The sequence below is a fragment of the Stenotrophomonas sp. PS02297 genome, from assembly GCF_029959705.1.
Lineage (GTDB): Bacteria > Pseudomonadota > Gammaproteobacteria > Xanthomonadales > Xanthomonadaceae > Stenotrophomonas > Stenotrophomonas nitritireducens.
Map to the genome: position 1 here is coordinate 39,672 of NZ_JASCOS010000010.1, position 15,849 is coordinate 55,520.

Genomic DNA, 15,849 nt, shown 5'->3' on the forward strand with positions numbered 1-15,849 from the left:
CCGTGGCGATGGATGCAAAAAGGCCAGGCATCGCTGCCTGGCCTTTGCTGTGCTGGTGCCGAAGGTGGGACTCGAACCCACACGCTTTTAAGGGCGGCGGATTTTGAGTCCGCTGCGTCTACCGATTCCGCCACTTCGGCTGGCAGGGGCGCAAGTATAGCGGACGGCTTTATGGTTGGGCAGGGATTTGCGGGTATTTTTCGCAAAGTGCCGGACGGCGCCGGTGGCTATACTCAAGTCATCCGGGATCAGGGGATTGCGATGGGTTTGCTGCACTCCGTGCGGGTGGTGATCGTGGAGAACGACGACTTGAATGCAACGCTGCTGCAGTTGCAGCTCGAGCGCGAAGGGCTGCAGGTCGTCGGTGTCGCGGACACCGTGCAGTCTGCCTTGGGCATGATCGATGAGCTGCGTCCGCAGCTCGCCTTCCTGGACTTCTGCCTGGCCGACAACGAGGACAGCACGCCGGTTGCGGAAGTGCTGGTCGGGCGCGGGATTCCTTTCCTCGTCGCGACCGGGATGGAGGCCGGGCGGTTGCCTGCGATCTTCGATGCGGGCGTGAAGCTGGCCAAACCCTACACGGGAAGCGATCTGCGCGGGGCCCTGTCCAGGGTGCTGCAGCCATAGGGAAGTGGCGGCGGTGCAGGCCTGCGTTCTTCCAGGCAACAAAAAAGCCCTGCCTGGGCAGAGCTTCCTTGAATTGGCGTCCCCACGGGGATTCGAACCCCGGTCGCCACCGTGAAAGGGTGATGTCCTAGGCCTCTAGACGATGGGGACGCGAAACTTCATCAAATTTTTTCGACTATCCGAACGGCCTAATGTCCGGATTTGGTGGAGCCAAGCGGGATCGAACCGCTGACCTCCTGCATGCCATGCAGGCGCTCTCCCAGCTGAGCTATGGCCCCGTATCCAAATTTTCGAGCGCGGAATGATACCGAACTCTTTGTCGGAGTGGAAGCTTTTTCTTCTTCCTCATTGCCTGTTGGGCAGGCAGCTTCTCCAACAAAAAAGACCCTGCAAAATCTGGGTCTTTGTTTTCGATGAATGGCGTCCCCACGGGGATTCGAACCCCGGTCGCCACCGTGAAAGGGTGATGTCCTAGGCCTCTAGACGATGGGGACGCGAAACTTCATCAAGTTTTTTCGACTATCCGAACGGCCTAATGCCCGGATTTGGTGGAGCCAAGCGGGATCGAACCGCTGACCTCCTGCATGCCATGCAGGCGCTCTCCCAGCTGAGCTATGGCCCCGTTGTTGCCGAGAAAGAAATGATAGCCCGGCTTTTCGGGCCGAGCAAGCCATTTGTGAAAAAAAATCTTCACACGCCTGCTGCTGCCACTGCGGACCTGGATGTACGGCATTTTCCGGCAGGGTTGCACCGGCTTCTCCGATGGTTCGGCTCACTCACTTCCTCCAATGTTGGACCTCACGCCGTGGAGCCGGGTGGTCCGGATGATGAAGGTTCTCGATCTCTTTCTTCTGCTTGCGGCTGGTGTGACGACACCCCAGCAGACGCAGGTGTTCAAATGCATGGAGCAGGGACAGGCGTCCTATCAATCGATGCCCTGCGATGGCGCAGCGTTGAAGGTCTGGAGTGTGCTTCCGCAGGCATCGATCGAGCCTGGGGCGACGGCGGGAGTACGAAAACCGGTACGTGCCGGACGCAGGGCCGGTCATTCCGGCGCGGGTTCCGGCCGGAGTGCCCGGCGCCCCGGGGGCGATGCCTGTACCAAGGCCAGGGAGGGCAGGGATGCGGCCTATCGCGCAGCGGGCCTGAAGCGGGGGTTCGCCCTGTCCAGCTACTGGGACAATCACGTCCACGACGCCTGCCGGTGACCGCGGATGCTGGCATCGCGGATGGGAGTGGGACGATGGAATGCTGGATCGCCTGGACCAGCGTTGGGGAAAAGACACCCGGTGCCATGCACAGTCCCATGCCATCAGCAGGGAAATGGAGGGGCTGGTGCAGCTTTCCTTCCATTGAAGAGCATCCAGCAGATGGCTGCGGGGGTGGCAATCCGGGCCGACTCCCAGCGCCCTTGCGCACCGCTGGCTTTTCTTGATGCATGCGGCTTGCCGCTTCTGTGTTTCCGTGCAGGTAGATCTTTTCCCACGAGAGGAATCGGCGCGGTATGTCGAGCAGGGGTGGCGATTGGTTTGCGAATTCGTCTTCCGTTTCAGGCGGCAGAGTCGACCCGGATGCAATCGATAAAGTAGTGCAGTGTGGTCAACACAGGCCCGGTCTGCCCCCTCCAACGGTCGCGAGCACCGGGGATTGCCAGCTGCGGTACGTTCCTGCCGTAACGAGTGGGCCAGCACCAGCGAGTGAACCCGCGCCTCCTGTCGTTGCTCGCGGAAAGCGCCGGCGACTATGGAGACTGGCCCGCTGCACGCGCAGGCCGGAAATGCGACGTAGTGGCCCTGTTGGTTCTGGTGGACCGGTCGTGCAGCCCATCCAGGCGCGGACTGCGCTGGCACGACCTCGAATCGGTCCCTGTCCAACGCAGCTCGCTGCCATATCGGCGCAAAGCCAGCAGGACTTCATTGACGTCCTGCCGGTCGATATCGCCGGTTGATTCGATCACCCGGATCCGTGAAGTCGTGCCGTTCTACGGTGCTGAAGTCCGAGGGGGAGGACAACTGCACCGGCTGCACTTTGCTGCCTTCAACTCGCTGACGCCACCCCTCGGAACCATGCGGGACTTCCGCCGGCCATCAGGTCAACAGTTCGCGCCGGATGATTTCTGCGCCTGCGCTGAGGGCAAGCAGCTTGCCTCGGGCGACCCGACGAGCGAGGGGGGCCATGCCGCAGTTGGTGGAAGGATAGAGCTTGTCCGCGTCGACAAACCGAAGGGCGTTCCGCAGTGTGTTTGCCACTTCATCCGGCGTCTCGATGGTGTCGCTGGCCACGTCAATGGCGCCCACCATCACTTTCTTGCCGCGAACCAGCTCGATCAGATCGATCGGCACATGTGAGTTCTGGCACTCCAGTGAAATGATGTCGATGCTGGACTGTTGCAGTTTCGGGAAGGATTCCTCGTACTGGCGCCACTCCGAGCCCAGCGTCTTTTTCCAGTCGGTGTTGGCCTTGATGCCATAGCCGTAGCAGATATGCACGGCGGTCTCGCACTTCAGTCCTTCAACGGCACGTTCCAGGGCGGCAACACCCCAATCATTCACTTCATCGAAGAAGACATTGAACGCGGGTTCGTCGAACTGGATGATGTCAACGCCCGCCGCTTCCAGCTCTTTGGCTTCCTGGTTGAGAATTCCGGCGAACTCCCAGGCCAGCTTTTCGCGGCTCCTGTAGTGGGCGTCGTAGAGTGTGTCGATCATCGTCATCGGGCCGGGCAGGGCCCATTTGATCGGCTGCCTGGTCTGCTGGCGCAGGAACCTGGCATCGTCAACGAAGACCGATTGCGGACGACTCACCGCACTCACGACCGTCGGCACGCTGGCGTCGTAGCGGTCACGGATGCGTACGGTCTCGCGCTTCTCGAAATCCACGCCCTCAAGGTGTTCGATGAAGGTGGTGACGAAGTGCTGGCGGGTCTGCTCGCCATCGCTGACGATGTCGATACCGGCCTGCCGTTGTTCGTGCAGCGAAAGACGCAATGCATCCTGCTTGCCTTCAACCAGCTCCTCGTCCTGCAGCTTCCAGGGGGACCAGAGCTTTTCGGGTTGAGCGAGCCAGGACGGCTTGGGCAGGCTGCCGGCGGTTGAAGTGGGCAACAGTTTCTTCATGACGGGTGGTTTCTTGTTCCGGGTGATGGTCAGAGCGCGCAGTTGGCGGCCCACCGCTCAAGCGTCTGGCGGTATGGGGTGATGAAGTTCTCTTCCGTGAATTTTCCCTGCTTGACGGCCAACTGGCTGCGTTCCTCGCGGTCATAGACGATCTTGGTCAGGGAGTAGTCCTGGTGCTTCAAGCTGGGCTGATAGACGCTCCCGGCGGCCGAGTTGGCGTTGTAGATCTCCGGCCGGTAGATCTTCTGGAAAGTCTCCATCGTGCTGATGGTGCCGATCAGCTCCAGGTCCGTGTAGTCGCCGAGCAGGTTGCCGAAGAAATAGAAGGCCAGCGGCGCAACGCCGTGCGGCGGCATGAAGAAGCGCACCTGCATGCCCATCTTCGCGAAATAGTGATCGGTCGAGGAGAGCTCGTTCTGCAGGTACTCCACGCCCAGCACCGGGTGCTGGTTCGCGGTGCGCTGGTAGATCCTGCTGCTCGATGCGCTGATGCAGATCACCGGCGGCTTCCCGAAATGGGCCTTGTAGGCGTCGGAGCTCACGAAGTGCTTGAACAGCTTGCCGTGCAGGTCGCCGAAATCCTCCGGCGTGCCGAACACCGGCCGGGTGCTGTTGTACGCCGGCAACAGCACGCTGAAGTCGTAGTCACGCACGTAGGAGGAGAAGTTGTTCCCGGCAATGCCCTCGATGCGCGCTCCGGTTCTGCCGTCGACGATGGTGGTCTTCAGTATCTCGATCAGCGGGAAGGCGGCGGCCGCGCCATGGGCGCCCACCTCCATCTCGACGGAGATGATCTCCAGCTCGACGGCATAGCGATCCCCGGTGGGATTGTCCCAGTCGGCGAGGCTGTTGAAGCGGTTGTCGATCATCTTCAACGTATTGCGCAGGTTTTCCTGGCGGCTGATGCCCCTGGCCAGGTTGGCGAAGTTGGTGGTCAGGCGGGTGCTGTCCGAGGGCTGGTAGTTTTCATCGAAGCAGATGCGCTTGATGCTGAATTCGAAGTTTTCTTTCATGGCGGCCCGTTACCGTGGGTTCTGCGGGTGGAGTCCGGCACAGCGTCATGCTGATCCGGTGCGCGGGGAGGGGGCTTTCAGGCGGCGGCGACGTTCCCGGTGGCGCGGGTTCTTGCGTGACAGGTCAGGTCGAGTACCGGCAAGGCCCGTTCGACCGCCAACCTGGCGCGTTGGATAAGGTCGTCGTTGCGCAGGCTGTCGCCTGCGAAATCCCTGTCGGTCGCGTATACGCCCAGCGGCAGGGTGCGCGCCTGGAAGAAGCTGAACAGTGGCCTCAGTTGATGGTCGATCATCAGCGCATGGCGCTCGCTGCCGCCGGTAGCAGCGAGCAGGACCGGCATATCGACCAGGGCGTCCTGGTCAATGAAGTCGAAGAAGTGCTTGAACAGCCCGGTGTAGGAGCCACGGTAGACCGGAGTGGCCACTACCAGGACATCGGCCTGTTCGACCGCTGCGAGCTCCCGCTCCACCGTGTCGGGCAATTGGCTGCGCCTGACCGTACCGGCGAGCAGGGGGGCGAGTTGGCCGAGCTCGATCAGGTGGCGTTGGCAGGGGATCTTCGCTGCGATCAGGTCCGATAGATGCTCAGCCAGCGTCGCAGCCCTGGAAGGCCGTTGTAGTCCGCCGGAGACCGCGACGACGCGTAGTGGAAATGGGGGTGTCATTTTCGCCTTTCATGTAGCGGGTTCGTCCGGCAGCCGAGGGGGAATGGATGCCGAAAGTCGATCCTAGCCATGAGGTTCGATGAGGTAAAATGGTATTAATTCAAGAATCCATGATTGGAATTCATCAATATGCTTGAGCGCATCCACCTCAACATCGTCCAGCAGGTCGAAAAGCAGGGCTCGCTGACGGCCGCGGCGGGCGTATTGAATCTGACCCAATCGGCGTTGAGCCACAGCATCCGGAAGCTGGAGCAGCAACTGGGCACGGATATCTGGCTGCGCGAAGGCCGAAGCCTGCGTCTCACCCAGGCCGGTCAATACCTGCTGGCAGTGGCGAGCCGTGTGCTGCCGCAGCTGGACCTGGCCGAAGAGCGCCTGGACCAGTTCGCACAGGGCGAGCGTGGGGCGCTGCGCATCGGCATGGAATGCCATCCCTGCTACCAGTGGCTGCTCAAGGTGGTGTCGCCCTATCTGGCCGCATGGCCGGACGTGGATGTGGACGTCAGGCAGAAGTTCCAGTTCGGCGGGATCGGTGCGCTGTTCGGCTACGAGATCGACCTGCTGGTCACCCCCGACCCGCTGTACAAACCGGGCCTGAAGTTCGAGCCCGTGTTTGACTACGAGCAGGTGCTGGTCGTGGCCAGGGATCACCCCCTGGCGTCGGCAACTTACGTGAAGCCCCAGCAGCTGACCCGGGAGATCCTGATCAGCTATCCCGTGGATATCGAGCGCCTGGACATCTACAGCCAATTCCTGCTGCCCGCCGGCGTGACGCCGCGGCGGCACAAGACCATCGAAACGACCGACATCATGGTGCAGATGGTAGCCAGCCGCCGCGGTGTGGCCGCGCTGCCCCGCTGGTTGGTGGAGGAGTATGCGAGCAGGATGGAGGTGGTGCCGGTGCGGCTGGGCGCACGCGGCATCGCCAAGCAGATATTCCTTGGCGCGCGTGAGGCGGACACCGGCATCGATTACGTGCGGGCCTTCATCGACCTGGCCCGGCACCCGGCCGCGGTCGCTGCTGCCCGGCCGGGAGCCAGGCGATGAATGACAACACCGGTCGCAGCTCGCTCGCGCGGCTTCCCGATATGCCCAGGCTTGCCAGCATCATCACCGACGGCTATTCGCTGGAAGTAAGCGCCAGAGCGATTCCTGTGCTGGCCACAGTGGCACCCCGGATAGCTCCCGGCACAACGGTGTTCATTCCCTACCTGCCGGGCGAAGACGACGATGCACGGTTGAGTGCAGCCGCTGCGGTTCGTGGGCTCGGCTTCGAGCCCATGCTGCATGTCCCGGCACGTCGCATCGCCTCGCATGCTGAACTGGAGTCGTTCGTCGCGCGCGCGGTCGCCGAGGCCGGGGCTGAGCGGTGCTTCGTGATCGCCGGTGATTCGTCCCGCCCCAAGGGGCCGTTTCCCGACAGCGCCTCGCTTATTGAAACCGGTGTGTTCGAACGTGCGGGCATCAAGCTTCTGGGGGTGGGCGGACACCCGGAAGGTCATCCGGTGATGGGCGAGGCGACTCGCTGGGAGGTACTTGCACGCAAGTGCCTCAGCATCGAAGGCCGTGGCATGACGCCGCTGATCGTCACGCAGTTCGGGTTTGATGCCGACGCCGTAGTGGCTTGGCTGGAGGCATTGCGCGAGCGTGGCATCGAGCATCCGGTACGCGTGGGCGTGCCAGGTCCTGCAGGTGTGGCGGTGCTGTTGCGTTACGCGGCCATGTGCGGTGTCAGTGCAAGCGCATCGATCTGGTCCAAGTACGGTATCTCGATCGGCAAGCTGCTTGGCACGGCCGGGCCGGATCTGTTTGTCGATCGCCTGGCCAATGGCCTGACGGAAGCGCACGGAAAGGTGAACCTGCATTTCTTTCCGTTCGGAGGCATCGCCCAGTCCGTGGAATGGGCGGAGAACTACCGCGCTCGCAGCCACCTCGGGCACGCATGATGTGCCGAGCGGGGCATCTTCACCTTCCCGCAGTGTTCCCCAAAGCAATGGCCGGTATGTCCGCATGAGCGTGCTTTGCACAAGGACGGGCAGGGGCAACCAGCGGTTGCCCAATTTCGATTCATCCCCGGCCAGGCCGTGCCGCCCGCTTGACGATTCGAGGCGCGATATCGTGCCCCGGGTGGAGCGCCCTGGCCAGAACCAGGGCTTCGTGTCGGTTGCTCGCGCGGACGGGTTCGATGAAAGCCAGTTCCTCGGCAGGCAGGATGGTTTCAACACCGGATTGGCGCTGATGTCGTTCCTGTTTCAGAAAGTCGCGGAACAGCGCCTCTTTGCCCCGGTACACCACCGTGACCAGGTAGGTGGGCTTTGCCATCAGCTCCGTACCGGCAACGGTAGTGGGGCGCCGCGCAGGATCATCCTTCCGTGTCCTGTGCGCCGTAGAACTTTACCCCGAGTCGGATCTTGTCGCGGCCCTGGTCGCGGCGGTGGCGGTTGCTGTCGCGCAACGAATAGACGCAGCCGCAGTACTCCTGCTGGTAGAAGTTCTCGCGTTTGCTGATCTCGATCATGCGAGAACTGCCGCCGCCTTTGCGCCAGTTGTAGTCCCAGTAGAGCAGGCCTTGGTAAGGCGCGGCCGCGCGATGCCCGCAGTCGTTGATCTGCGCCATGTTCTTCCAGCGCGAGATGCCCAGCGAACTGGTCATCACCCGGAAGCCATGCTCGTGCGCGTACAGCGCGCTGCGCTCGAAGCGCATGTCGAAGCACATGGTGCAGCGGATGCCGCGCTCGGGCTCGTTCTCCATGCCCTTGGCGCGGGCGAACCAGTTGTCGGTGTCGTAGTCGGCATCGACGAACGGCACGCCGTGCTTCTGCGCGAAGCGGATGTTCTCCTGCTTGCGTAGCTCGTATTCCTTGAGCGGGTGGATGTTGGGGTTGTAGAAGAAGATCGTGTAGTCGATGCCCGATTCCACGAACGCTTCCATCAGCTCGCCCGAGCATGGCGCGCAGCAGGAATGCAGCAGCAGCTTGTCGCCGCCGCCGGGAAGCACCAATTTCTCGCGGGTGGCGTTCATGCGTTTTTCGCCACCAGCTTGACCACGCTGGAGAAATCCAGCCCACCGTTGCCTTGCCGGCTGTTCATCGCGTACAGGTTGCGCGCCAGCTCGCCCAGCGGGATCGACGCGCCCGTGCCCATCGCCGCCTCGGCGGCCAGTCCGAGGTCCTTGAGCATCAGGTCGTTGCCGAAGCCGCCGCTGTAGCCGCGCGAGGCAGGTGCGTTCTCCAGCACGCCGGGCCATGGGTTGCAGACCTCGGTGGCCCAGCTGCGGCTGGTGCTGACCGCCATCATCTGCGACAGCGCCCTGGCGTCCAGCCCGTGCGCCACACCCAGCGCGATGGCCTCGCCGGTGGCCGCCATGATCACGCCCAGCGCCATGTTGTTGCACAGCTTGGCGACCTGTCCCGCACCGGCGTCGCCCATGTGGAAGATGTTCTTGCCCATCGCCGACAGCACGGGATGCGCGCGTTCGAGCGCCTCGGCGCTGCCGCCGACGATGAAGTTCAGGGTGCCGACCGCCGCGCCGGCGGTGCCGCCGGAGACCGGCGCGTCGATCATGGCCAGGCCGTGCGCGGCGGCGGCCTCGGCGACCTTGCGCGCGGAAGCCGGGGCAATGGTGCTGCAGTCGATGACCAGCGCGCCGGCGGGAATCGCCGCCAGCAGGCCGGCGTCGCCGAGGTACAGCCCTTCGACGTGGCGGCTGGCCGGCAGCATCGAGATTACGATCTCGGCGTCAACCACCGCCTCGATGGCGCCGGACGCCGCGCTGGCGCCGGCAGCGACGGCGGCATCCACCGCGGCAGGCGCAAGGTCGAACACGCGCAGCACGTGGCCGGCCTTGAGCAGGTTGGCGGCCATCGGCCCGCCCATGTTGCCGAGACCGATGAAGGCGATGCGGGACATAAGGGGTTCTCCGTCAGCGGCCGAGGTCGGCCAGTGGATGGGCGTCGGCCGGCCACGGCGCGGCGAAGAACGCCTGCGCCCAGCCTGCCGTGGCGGCGGCCAGCGTCGCCGGCTGCCAGCGTGGGGTGCGGTCCTTGTCGATCAGCAGGGCGCGGATGCCCTCGGCGAAATCGCCGTGCGCGGCGCAGTGCAGGGCGACGACGCATTCGAGGCGGAACACCGCCGCCAGCGATAGCGTGGCGGCGCGCTGCTGCAGCTCGTAACCCAGCCGCGCCGAGCCGGGCGATCCTGCGGCCAGCGTGGCCTGCGCGTTGTGCAGCCACGGGTCTTCGCCGGCATCGATTGCGGCGATGGCGTCGACGATGGCTTCCAGCGCGCCGTGAGCGCAGGCGGCGGCGATGGTCTGCGCATGGCGCTGCAACGGTCCAGGCGCGGACGGCTGCGCGAAGCGGGCGAGCAGGACCTCGAGCTGCGCGCATGCGCCGTCGAGCGTCCACGCTTCGGCGGCCAGCGTGTCGAACACCTCGGCGCGCCGCGCCTCCGGCACGAACACGTCGGCCATGCCGGCGTGGATGGCATCGCCGGCATCCAGCGGCGCGCCGGTCAGGGCCAGGAACAGGCCGGCGCGCTGCGGCACGCGATGCAGCAGCCAGCTACCGCCCACGTCCGGAAACAGGCCGACGGTGATTTCCGGGAAGGCCAGCTTCGAGCGCTCGCTGACCACGCGATGGCTGGCTCCCGACATCAGGCCGATGCCGCCGCCCATCACGATGCCATGGCCCCAGCACAGCACCGGCTTGGGATAGGTATGGATGCGGTGGTCGAGGCGGTATTCGGTCGCGAAGAAGGCTTCGGCGTGCGGGTTGCCGCGGGGGTCGGCAAAGGCATCGCCTTCCCAGCGATCGCGCTGCTGGTGCTCGCGCATGCCGCGGTACAGGCCGTGCAGGTCACCGCCTGCGCAGAAGGCTTTTTCGCCCGCGCCCTGCAGGACGACCAGTGCGATGCCGTCGTCGCCGGCCCATTGCACCAGCTGCGCGTCCAGCAGTCGCACCATTTCCAGGGACAGGCCGTTGAGCGTCTTCGGCGCGTTCAGGGTGGCGATGCCGAGGCGCATGCCGTTGCCGGTGGGGCGCTCCTCGAACAGCACGCACGGTTCGGAAGCCGGTGCCTCGGCGGTGGCGTTCATGCGTTCTTCCATTGCGGGGCGCGCTTGTCGAGGAAAGCGTTGACGCCTTCGGCCTGGTCGGCGCGATCGAACAGGTCGACGAAGGCCTCGCGCTCGGATACCAGCGCGGTGGCGTGGTGTTGCGTGCGGGTGGCCTGCACCAGGCGCTTGCACGCGGCCACGCTGCTGGGGCTCTGTTTCCCGGCCTGCTTCGCCCAGGCCAGCGCACGCGCCTTCGCTTCGCCCCTGGGAGTCACGTCCTCCACCAGTCCGATCCGCAGGGCGGTGGCGGCGTCGATGCGCTCGCCCAGCAGGATCATCCGCTTGGCCCAGCCCTCGCCGACCAGGCGCGGCAGGTTCTGGGTGCCGCCGGCGCAGGGCAGCAGGCCGACCGTGGCTTCGGGCAGCGCCATCTGCGCCTGTTCCTCGGCGATGCGCAGGTCGCAGGCCAGCGCGCATTCCAGCCCGCCGCCCATCGCGTAGCCATTGATCGCGGCGATCGACACGCCGCGGAACGCGGCCAGCGTCTCGAACGCCTCGCCGAAGCGGCGCGCGGCCTCGCGTGCCAGCGCCTTGTCGCCGTCGGCGAACTGCTTGAGGTCCGCCCCGGCGGAGAAGAACTTTTCGCCTTCGCCGGTGACGACCAGCGCGTAGATGTCGCGGTCCTCGTCCAGCGCCTTGACCAGGTCGCGCAGCGCCGCCAGGCTGTGCACCGTCCAGGTATTGGCCGGCGGGTTGTACTGGGTGACGACGGCGGTGTGGCCGTCGATCTCCAGTTTCAATCCCGCCCATTCGCGGCTGCGGTAGTGCTTGATGACGTCGGTGCTCATCGCAATTCCTCTTCGGTGTCCAGCAGGTGGCGCGCAACGATCACGCGCATGATTTCGTTGGTGCCTTCCAGGATCTGATGCACGCGGCAGTCGCGCAGCAGGCGTTCGATGGGGTATTCGCGGATGTAGCCGTAGCCGCCATGCAGTTGCAGGGCGTCGTTGCAGATCGCAAAGCCGGCATCGGTGGCGAAGCGCTTGGCCATCGCGCACCAGACGGTGGCATCGCGGGTATGCGCATCGAGCTTGCTTGCCGCCGTATGCACCATCTGCCGCGCGGCGACCAGCTGCGTCGCCATGTCGGCCAGCTTGAACTGCAGCGCCTGGAACTCGGCGAGCCGCTTGCCGAACTGGCGGCGCTCGCCCAGGTAGCGGCGCGCGGCGTCCAGTGCGCCCTGCGCCGCACCCAGCGAGCAGGCGGCGATGTTGAGGCGGCCGCCGTCCAGCCCTTTCATCGCGATCCTGAAGCCTTCGCCTTCCTCACCCAGGAGGTTGGCCGCCGGAACGCGCACGTTCTCGAACGTGATGCCGCGCGTGGGCTGGCTGTTCCAGCCGAGTTTTTCTTCCTTGCGCCCGTAGGCGATGCCGGGGGAATCGGCGGGCACCGCGAAGGCGCTGATGCCGCGCGCGCCTTCGCCGCCAGTACGCGCCATCACCACCAGCATGTCGGTCGCGCCGGCGCCGGAGATGAAGGCCTTGCTGCCATCCAGCACGTAGTCGTCGCCGTCGCGCACGGCACGGGTCTTCAGCGAGGCCGCGTCGGAGCCGGCGCCCGGTTCGGTCAGGCAGTACGAAGCCAGCTTCGCGCCGCTCGCCAGTGCCGCGCCCCAGATGCCGCGCAGGGCAGGGCGAGCGTGTGCGGTCAGCATCCACGTCGCCATGTTGTGGATGCTGATGTAGGCAGCGGTGGACGGATCGACCGTTGCCAGTTCCTCGAACACGATGGCCGCGTCCAGCCGGGTCAGCCCGCTGCCGCCGGCGGCTTCGTCCGTGTAAAGCCCACAGAAGCCCAATTCGCCGGCCTTGGCGATGGCTTCGCGCGGGAAGAGGCCATCGGCATCCCAGCGTGCCGCGTGCGGGGCCAGCTCGGCCAGCGCGAAATCGCGCGCGGCCTCGCGGAATGCGAGCTGCTCTTCGCCCAGTCCGGGCGGCCGTGCGGCGTGCAGGTTCATGACGGCGGCCATCACTTCAGGTTGATCGTGGTGTTGACGCCGTGGCCGGCGGTCTCGTCGTCGAACCAGCGCGCCGTCACCGTCTTGGTCTGGGTGTAGAAGGTGACGACCTGCTTGCCGTAGGGGCCGAGGTCGCCGAGCTTGGACGCGCGCGAGCCGGTGAACGAGAACATCGGCAGCGGCACCGGGATGGGTAGGTTGATGCCGACCTGGCCGACGTCGATCTCCTCCTGGAACCTGCGCGCCGCCGCACCGCTCTGGGTGAACACGGCGGTGCCGTTGCCGTTGGGGTTGGCATTGACCAGCGCGATGGCGTCGTCCAGCGTGTCCGCCTCGAGGATCACCAGCACCGGGCCGAAGATTTCCTCGTCGTAGATGCGCATGCCGGGTTTCACGCTGGAGAAGATCGTCGGGCCGACGAAGTTGCCATTCTCGTAACCGCTCACGTTCGGCTTGCGGCCGTCGAGTTCGAGCGTTGCGCCCTGTTCGATGCCGGAGGCGATCAGCGCCTCGATGCGCTCGCGCGCGGCGCAGGAAATCACCGGGCCGACGTCGGTACCGGGTTCGGTGCCGGCGTTGACCTTCAGCGTCCTGACCTTGGTGACGAGCCCGGGAATCCAGCTGCGCGCCTCGCCCACCAGCACCACCGTCGAGGCCGCCATGCAGCGCTGGCCGGCCGCGCCGAACGCGGCGCCGGCCAGCGCGTTGAGGGTCTGCTCCTTGTTGGCGTCGGGCAGGATGACCGCGTGGTTCTTCGCGCCCATCATGCACTGCACGCGCTTGCCGGCCAGCGAGGCGCGGTTGTAGACGTGGGTGCCGACCCTGGTCGAGCCGACGAACGACACCGCCTTGATGTCCGGGTGGTCGCAGATCGCGTTGACCACGTCCTCGCCGCCGTGGACGACGTTGAGCACGCCCTTCGGCAGGCCGGCTTCCAGCGCCAGTTCCACCAGCCGCATCGTCACCATCGGGTCCTGCTCCGACGGCTTGAGCACGAAGGTATTGCCGGTGGCGATCGCCATCGGGAACATCCACAGCGGGATCATCGCCGGGAAGTTGAACGGGGTGATGCCGGCGCACACGCCCAGCGGCTGCAGCAGGGTGTAGGTGTCCACGCCAGTGGCGACGTTGTTGGCCAGCTCTCCCAGTTGCAGGTTGCCGATGGCGGCGGCGTGCTCGACCACTTCCAGGCCGCGGAACACGTCGCCCTCGGCATCGGGCAGGGTCTTGCCCTGCTCGGCGGTGAGGATGGCGGCCAGCTCACCCATGTGCTCGCGGATCAGCTGCTGGTACTTCAGGAAGATGCGCGCGCGGGTGCCGATGGGCGTCCTGCGCCAGCGCTTGAAGGCCTCCTTCGCCGCGGCGACGGCGGCATCGACCTCGCCGGCGGTGGCGAATGGCACCCGCGCCAGCACGTCCTGCGTCGCCGGGTTGACCACGTCGCGCCACTGCGTGCTGCCGGACTCGACGAACTCGCCATCGATCAGCAGCTTGACCGTCGCGGCGCTGGCCGCAACACGATGCATCTCATTCATTTGCCTGTCTCCGAATCGCACACCCGCGAAGGAAGGCGGGGTGGAGGACAGGACAAGATGACGGGCGCGCAAGGCGGCTCCATCAGCTCGCCGAGTCGCCCACCGCAACGCCCGAGAGGGATGCCTTTCCAGACATCCCGCACAGGCCGGTCTCCGGGCTTGCGAGCGATGCGTCGCGCATCAATCCGACACCTTCCCGCGCTGCGCGCAGTGGTCGTCCGTCGGGCTTTCTCGCCTACCGTTGCGGGGGCAGCGCCGGCATCGGACCGGCTTCCCGTTTCACCCTGCGCAACGTGACGGCGGCAGGACACCTGTGATGCGGCGGAGTGTAGGAGTTGGTCTCAAATGAAAGCAAGTTGCGGTGCGCAACGGGTTAGCGATTTTCTCTCTGTCATATAGAGCCCAGTGACAGTTAAGGAATGCGTGACTAGTCATTCAGGGCTTGAGATGCGTGCAGGGGGAGGAGATTAGGGATGTTTATCGGGGGTGGAAGGCATCTCCGTTGCCGACTAAAAGTATCGTGATATCCTCTCATCCGACATCCGTCGCCATGATTTGCTCATAATCATGTTCGCTATTCGAGCGAGGACGTGCTCTTTCAAGAAAATCTAGCGATTTTAGTCGCGTTATTTGAGCAAGATATGCGAGGAAAAATAGATGGATCAAGCGCTAATGGCTCTGATTCGCAAGGATTCAGAGGCTAGGTTTCAGAAATTTAAAATAGACCATGAGGTCTTCATTGTGGCTTTTAATCACAAGCCTCTCCTTTCCCTTGGTCTCAAGAGAGGGCGGGATATGGATGAGGCTTTTGCAACGACGGTAAAAAAAATGCGATCTGACCGAGATATCTTCTCGGATGTAAACTACCTAAAGGGGAGGCTTCCCTTGACCAATCCCGATTTCGGGAAAATCTTTTGGTATCTTGTGCTGGCGCTAACCATGAAGGGCCAAGCAAAGAGGGAGGCAATTGAACAAAATGTACGGCAAAGCCTTGAGGCTCTATTTGAGCCGTTCGGACTCGAGTTTGCGGTTGCATCAACCCTGATCGATCCGGATATCGTGGATGTACACATCGCACGTTACGAGATGCCGCACTGGGTTCGGACTCCCGCATCCGCACCGGCGAGTGACCGACCTAAGACACGGCGCAAGTCCCGTCAGCCGTCAGATTTCCCTAAAGAGCTCGACTTCACAACAAGCTCAATGAAAGTGGTGACTTTCCTTGAGAAGCTCTCCAAAGGGGCAAATCTCATCTGTAACCCCCTGTCCATCGCGGACTTCACTCTAGAAAGTAACCGCCACTATAAATACTGGCGGACAGAATGGCTTGGCATAAAGGCCTATCTCAGTTGGCTGGGGTACTCCGACGAAGACACCATTGAACTCGGATTCGAAATCGACCGTCTGGATGCTCGAGTTCGCCGGGAGAACAAGCCAGATATTCTGATCGAAGTCACACAGGCTCTACCAAAAAACGCTCACCTTGTAAGGCACGCGATAGTCAGGCACGGAAGGCTACCTCCTGACTTTAGGCTGCGGACCCTCCATCAAAAGGGAGTCGATGCCTTCCCCGACCCAATAATCAACGCTATCGCCGACAAGCATGAGAAGGTCTATCCGATAGGAACGACTCTTTTGGTGACCGTTCTAGGTGAATATACAGGCGAAGACGATGCGGTTATTAATGCCTGGATAGAAGAGGTGCGGTTGCGCATCCAGATCGGCAAGTTCTCCGCCATCTATCTAGTTGAAATTGCCCGCTCCCGGATCTTCAAAATATTCTAGGCAGTTTTTCTAATTAGTCTTTAGAACGCCGGAAT

General features: G+C 63.8%; 15 protein-coding genes, 5 tRNA genes and 1 riboswitch. Of the genes, 5 read left to right on the forward strand and 15 right to left on the reverse strand.

What is annotated here, in order from left to right; all coding sequences use genetic code 11:
• Positions 1-53: 53 nt before the first annotated feature.
• Positions 54-140 (reverse strand) — tRNA-Leu (locus QMX80_RS04290).
• A 31-nt stretch (positions 141-171) separates the two neighbouring features.
• Between QMX80_RS04290 and QMX80_RS04295 the strand changes: the two genes are divergently transcribed.
• A complete protein-coding gene (locus QMX80_RS04295; RefSeq protein WP_235504295.1) occupies positions 172-627 on the forward strand; it encodes a response regulator in 456 nt (151 codons plus the stop codon).
• 74 nt (positions 628-701) lie between these two features.
• Here the strand turns inward: QMX80_RS04295 and QMX80_RS04300 are convergent.
• The 4 genes from QMX80_RS04300 to QMX80_RS04315 all read right to left on the reverse strand — a co-directional run bounded on the left by QMX80_RS04300 (position 702) and on the right by QMX80_RS04315 (position 1,249).
• Positions 702-777 (reverse strand) — tRNA-Glu (locus QMX80_RS04300).
• 52 nt (positions 778-829) lie between these two features.
• A tRNA-Ala gene (locus tag QMX80_RS04305) sits at positions 830-905 on the reverse strand.
• A 140-nt stretch (positions 906-1,045) separates the two neighbouring features.
• A tRNA-Glu gene (locus tag QMX80_RS04310) sits at positions 1,046-1,121 on the reverse strand.
• A 52-nt stretch (positions 1,122-1,173) separates the two neighbouring features.
• Positions 1,174-1,249: transfer RNA gene (locus tag QMX80_RS04315), tRNA-Ala, on the reverse strand.
• 166 nt (positions 1,250-1,415) lie between these two features.
• On the opposite strand from QMX80_RS04315, the gene QMX80_RS04320 reads away from it, so the two are divergent.
• Complete coding sequence (locus QMX80_RS04320) at positions 1,416-1,835, forward strand: hypothetical protein (protein ID WP_282275472.1); 420 nt, start codon at positions 1,416-1,418, stop codon at positions 1,833-1,835.
• An 879-nt stretch (positions 1,836-2,714) separates the two neighbouring features.
• On the opposite strand, the gene QMX80_RS04325 is transcribed toward QMX80_RS04320, so the two are convergent.
• From QMX80_RS04325 to msuE, 3 genes are all read right to left on the reverse strand, one after another.
• Positions 2,715-3,743 (reverse strand): methionine synthase, encoded by a 1,029-nt coding sequence (locus tag QMX80_RS04325; protein ID WP_282275474.1) that lies wholly within the window; start codon positions 3,741-3,743, stop codon positions 2,715-2,717.
• 29 nt (positions 3,744-3,772) lie between these two features.
• Positions 3,773-4,756, reverse strand: a complete 984-nt coding sequence (locus QMX80_RS04330) for a DUF1852 domain-containing protein (RefSeq protein ID WP_282275477.1) — start codon at positions 4,754-4,756, stop codon at positions 3,773-3,775.
• A 77-nt stretch (positions 4,757-4,833) separates the two neighbouring features.
• Positions 4,834-5,421 carry an FMN reductase gene (gene msuE, locus QMX80_RS04335; protein WP_282275478.1) on the reverse strand — a complete coding sequence of 196 codons (588 nt, stop codon included), beginning with the start codon at positions 5,419-5,421 and terminating at the stop codon, positions 4,834-4,836.
• 129 nt (positions 5,422-5,550) lie between these two features.
• Here msuE and QMX80_RS04340 point away from each other — a divergent pair, with 129 nt between their 5' ends.
• Positions 5,551-6,468 (forward strand): LysR family transcriptional regulator, encoded by a 918-nt coding sequence (locus tag QMX80_RS04340; protein ID WP_282275503.1) that lies wholly within the window; start codon positions 5,551-5,553, stop codon positions 6,466-6,468.
• Positions 6,465-7,367 (forward strand): methylenetetrahydrofolate reductase, encoded by a 903-nt coding sequence (locus QMX80_RS04345; protein ID WP_282275480.1) that lies wholly within the window; start codon positions 6,465-6,467, stop codon positions 7,365-7,367. The genes QMX80_RS04340 and QMX80_RS04345 overlap by 4 nt, the downstream gene beginning before the upstream one ends.
• 121 nt (positions 7,368-7,488) lie before the next feature.
• On the opposite strand, the gene QMX80_RS04350 is transcribed toward QMX80_RS04345, so the two are convergent.
• From QMX80_RS04350 to QMX80_RS04380, 7 genes are read right to left on the reverse strand one after another with little or no spacing between them, the layout of a single operon-like run.
• Positions 7,489-7,743, reverse strand: coding sequence for a hypothetical protein (locus tag QMX80_RS04350; protein ID WP_282275482.1), 255 nt, complete (start codon positions 7,741-7,743; stop codon positions 7,489-7,491).
• 40 nt (positions 7,744-7,783) lie between these two features.
• A complete protein-coding gene (locus tag QMX80_RS04355) occupies positions 7,784-8,443 on the reverse strand; it encodes an epoxyqueuosine reductase QueH (RefSeq protein WP_282275484.1) in 660 nt (219 codons plus the stop codon).
• Positions 8,440-9,330: a 3-hydroxyisobutyrate dehydrogenase gene (gene mmsB, locus QMX80_RS04360; protein WP_282275486.1), complete on the reverse strand. Its 891-nt coding sequence runs from the start codon at positions 9,328-9,330 to the stop codon at positions 8,440-8,442. Before mmsB ends, QMX80_RS04355 begins: the two co-directional genes overlap by 4 nt.
• 13 nt (positions 9,331-9,343) lie before the next feature.
• The gene (locus QMX80_RS04365) at positions 9,344-10,528 is read right to left on the reverse strand and encodes an enoyl-CoA hydratase/isomerase family protein (protein ID WP_282275488.1); all 1,185 of its coding nucleotides are present in this window, start codon (positions 10,526-10,528) and stop codon (positions 9,344-9,346) included.
• On the reverse strand, positions 10,513-11,325 hold the full coding sequence (locus tag QMX80_RS04370) for an enoyl-CoA hydratase (RefSeq protein WP_282275490.1): 813 nt from the start codon (positions 11,323-11,325) through the stop codon (positions 10,513-10,515). The genes QMX80_RS04365 and QMX80_RS04370 overlap by 16 nt, the downstream gene beginning before the upstream one ends.
• The gene (locus QMX80_RS04375; protein WP_282275505.1) at positions 11,322-12,494 is read right to left on the reverse strand and encodes an acyl-CoA dehydrogenase family protein; all 1,173 of its coding nucleotides are present in this window, start codon (positions 12,492-12,494) and stop codon (positions 11,322-11,324) included. The genes QMX80_RS04370 and QMX80_RS04375 overlap by 4 nt, the downstream gene beginning before the upstream one ends.
• Positions 12,495-12,505: 11 nt before the next feature.
• On the reverse strand, positions 12,506-14,020 hold the full coding sequence (locus tag QMX80_RS04380; protein ID WP_282275506.1) for a CoA-acylating methylmalonate-semialdehyde dehydrogenase: 1,515 nt from the start codon (positions 14,018-14,020) through the stop codon (positions 12,506-12,508).
• A gap of 135 nt (positions 14,021-14,155) precedes the next feature.
• A riboswitch (cobalamin riboswitch) is annotated at positions 14,156-14,359 on the reverse strand.
• 327 nt (positions 14,360-14,686) lie between these two features.
• Between QMX80_RS04380 and QMX80_RS04385 the strand changes: the two genes are divergently transcribed.
• Positions 14,687-15,814 (forward strand): hypothetical protein, encoded by a 1,128-nt coding sequence (locus tag QMX80_RS04385; protein WP_282275492.1) that lies wholly within the window; start codon positions 14,687-14,689, stop codon positions 15,812-15,814.
• The last annotated feature ends 35 nt before the right edge of the window (positions 15,815-15,849 follow it).

Excerpts from the sequence above, each read along its gene's own strand:
- QMX80_RS04295 (WP_235504295.1), top strand. The coding sequence starts at position 172 with ATGGTTGGGCAGGGATTTGCGGGTATTTTTCGCAAAGTGCCGGACGGC.
- QMX80_RS04320 (WP_282275472.1), top strand. The coding sequence starts at position 1,416 with ATGTTGGACCTCACGCCGTGGAGCCGGGTGGTCCGGATGATGAAGGTT.
- QMX80_RS04325 (WP_282275474.1), bottom strand. The coding sequence starts at position 3,743 with ATGAAGAAACTGTTGCCCACTTCAACCGCCGGCAGCCTGCCCAAGCCG.
- QMX80_RS04330 (WP_282275477.1), bottom strand. The coding sequence starts at position 4,756 with ATGAAAGAAAACTTCGAATTCAGCATCAAGCGCATCTGCTTCGATGAA.
- msuE (WP_282275478.1), bottom strand. The coding sequence starts at position 5,421 with ATGACACCCCCATTTCCACTACGCGTCGTCGCGGTCTCCGGCGGACTA.
- QMX80_RS04340 (WP_282275503.1), top strand. The coding sequence starts at position 5,551 with ATGCTTGAGCGCATCCACCTCAACATCGTCCAGCAGGTCGAAAAGCAG.
- QMX80_RS04345 (WP_282275480.1), top strand. The coding sequence starts at position 6,465 with ATGAATGACAACACCGGTCGCAGCTCGCTCGCGCGGCTTCCCGATATG.
- QMX80_RS04350 (WP_282275482.1), bottom strand. The coding sequence starts at position 7,743 with ATGGCAAAGCCCACCTACCTGGTCACGGTGGTGTACCGGGGCAAAGAG.
- QMX80_RS04355 (WP_282275484.1), bottom strand. The coding sequence starts at position 8,443 with ATGAACGCCACCCGCGAGAAATTGGTGCTTCCCGGCGGCGGCGACAAG.
- mmsB (WP_282275486.1), bottom strand. The coding sequence starts at position 9,330 with ATGTCCCGCATCGCCTTCATCGGTCTCGGCAACATGGGCGGGCCGATG.
- QMX80_RS04365 (WP_282275488.1), bottom strand. The coding sequence starts at position 10,528 with ATGGAAGAACGCATGAACGCCACCGCCGAGGCACCGGCTTCCGAACCG.
- QMX80_RS04370 (WP_282275490.1), bottom strand. The coding sequence starts at position 11,325 with ATGAGCACCGACGTCATCAAGCACTACCGCAGCCGCGAATGGGCGGGA.
- QMX80_RS04375 (WP_282275505.1), bottom strand. The coding sequence starts at position 12,494 with ATGAACCTGCACGCCGCACGGCCGCCCGGACTGGGCGAAGAGCAGCTC.
- QMX80_RS04380 (WP_282275506.1), bottom strand. The coding sequence starts at position 14,020 with ATGCATCGTGTTGCGGCCAGCGCCGCGACGGTCAAGCTGCTGATCGAT.
- QMX80_RS04385 (WP_282275492.1), top strand. The coding sequence starts at position 14,687 with ATGGATCAAGCGCTAATGGCTCTGATTCGCAAGGATTCAGAGGCTAGG.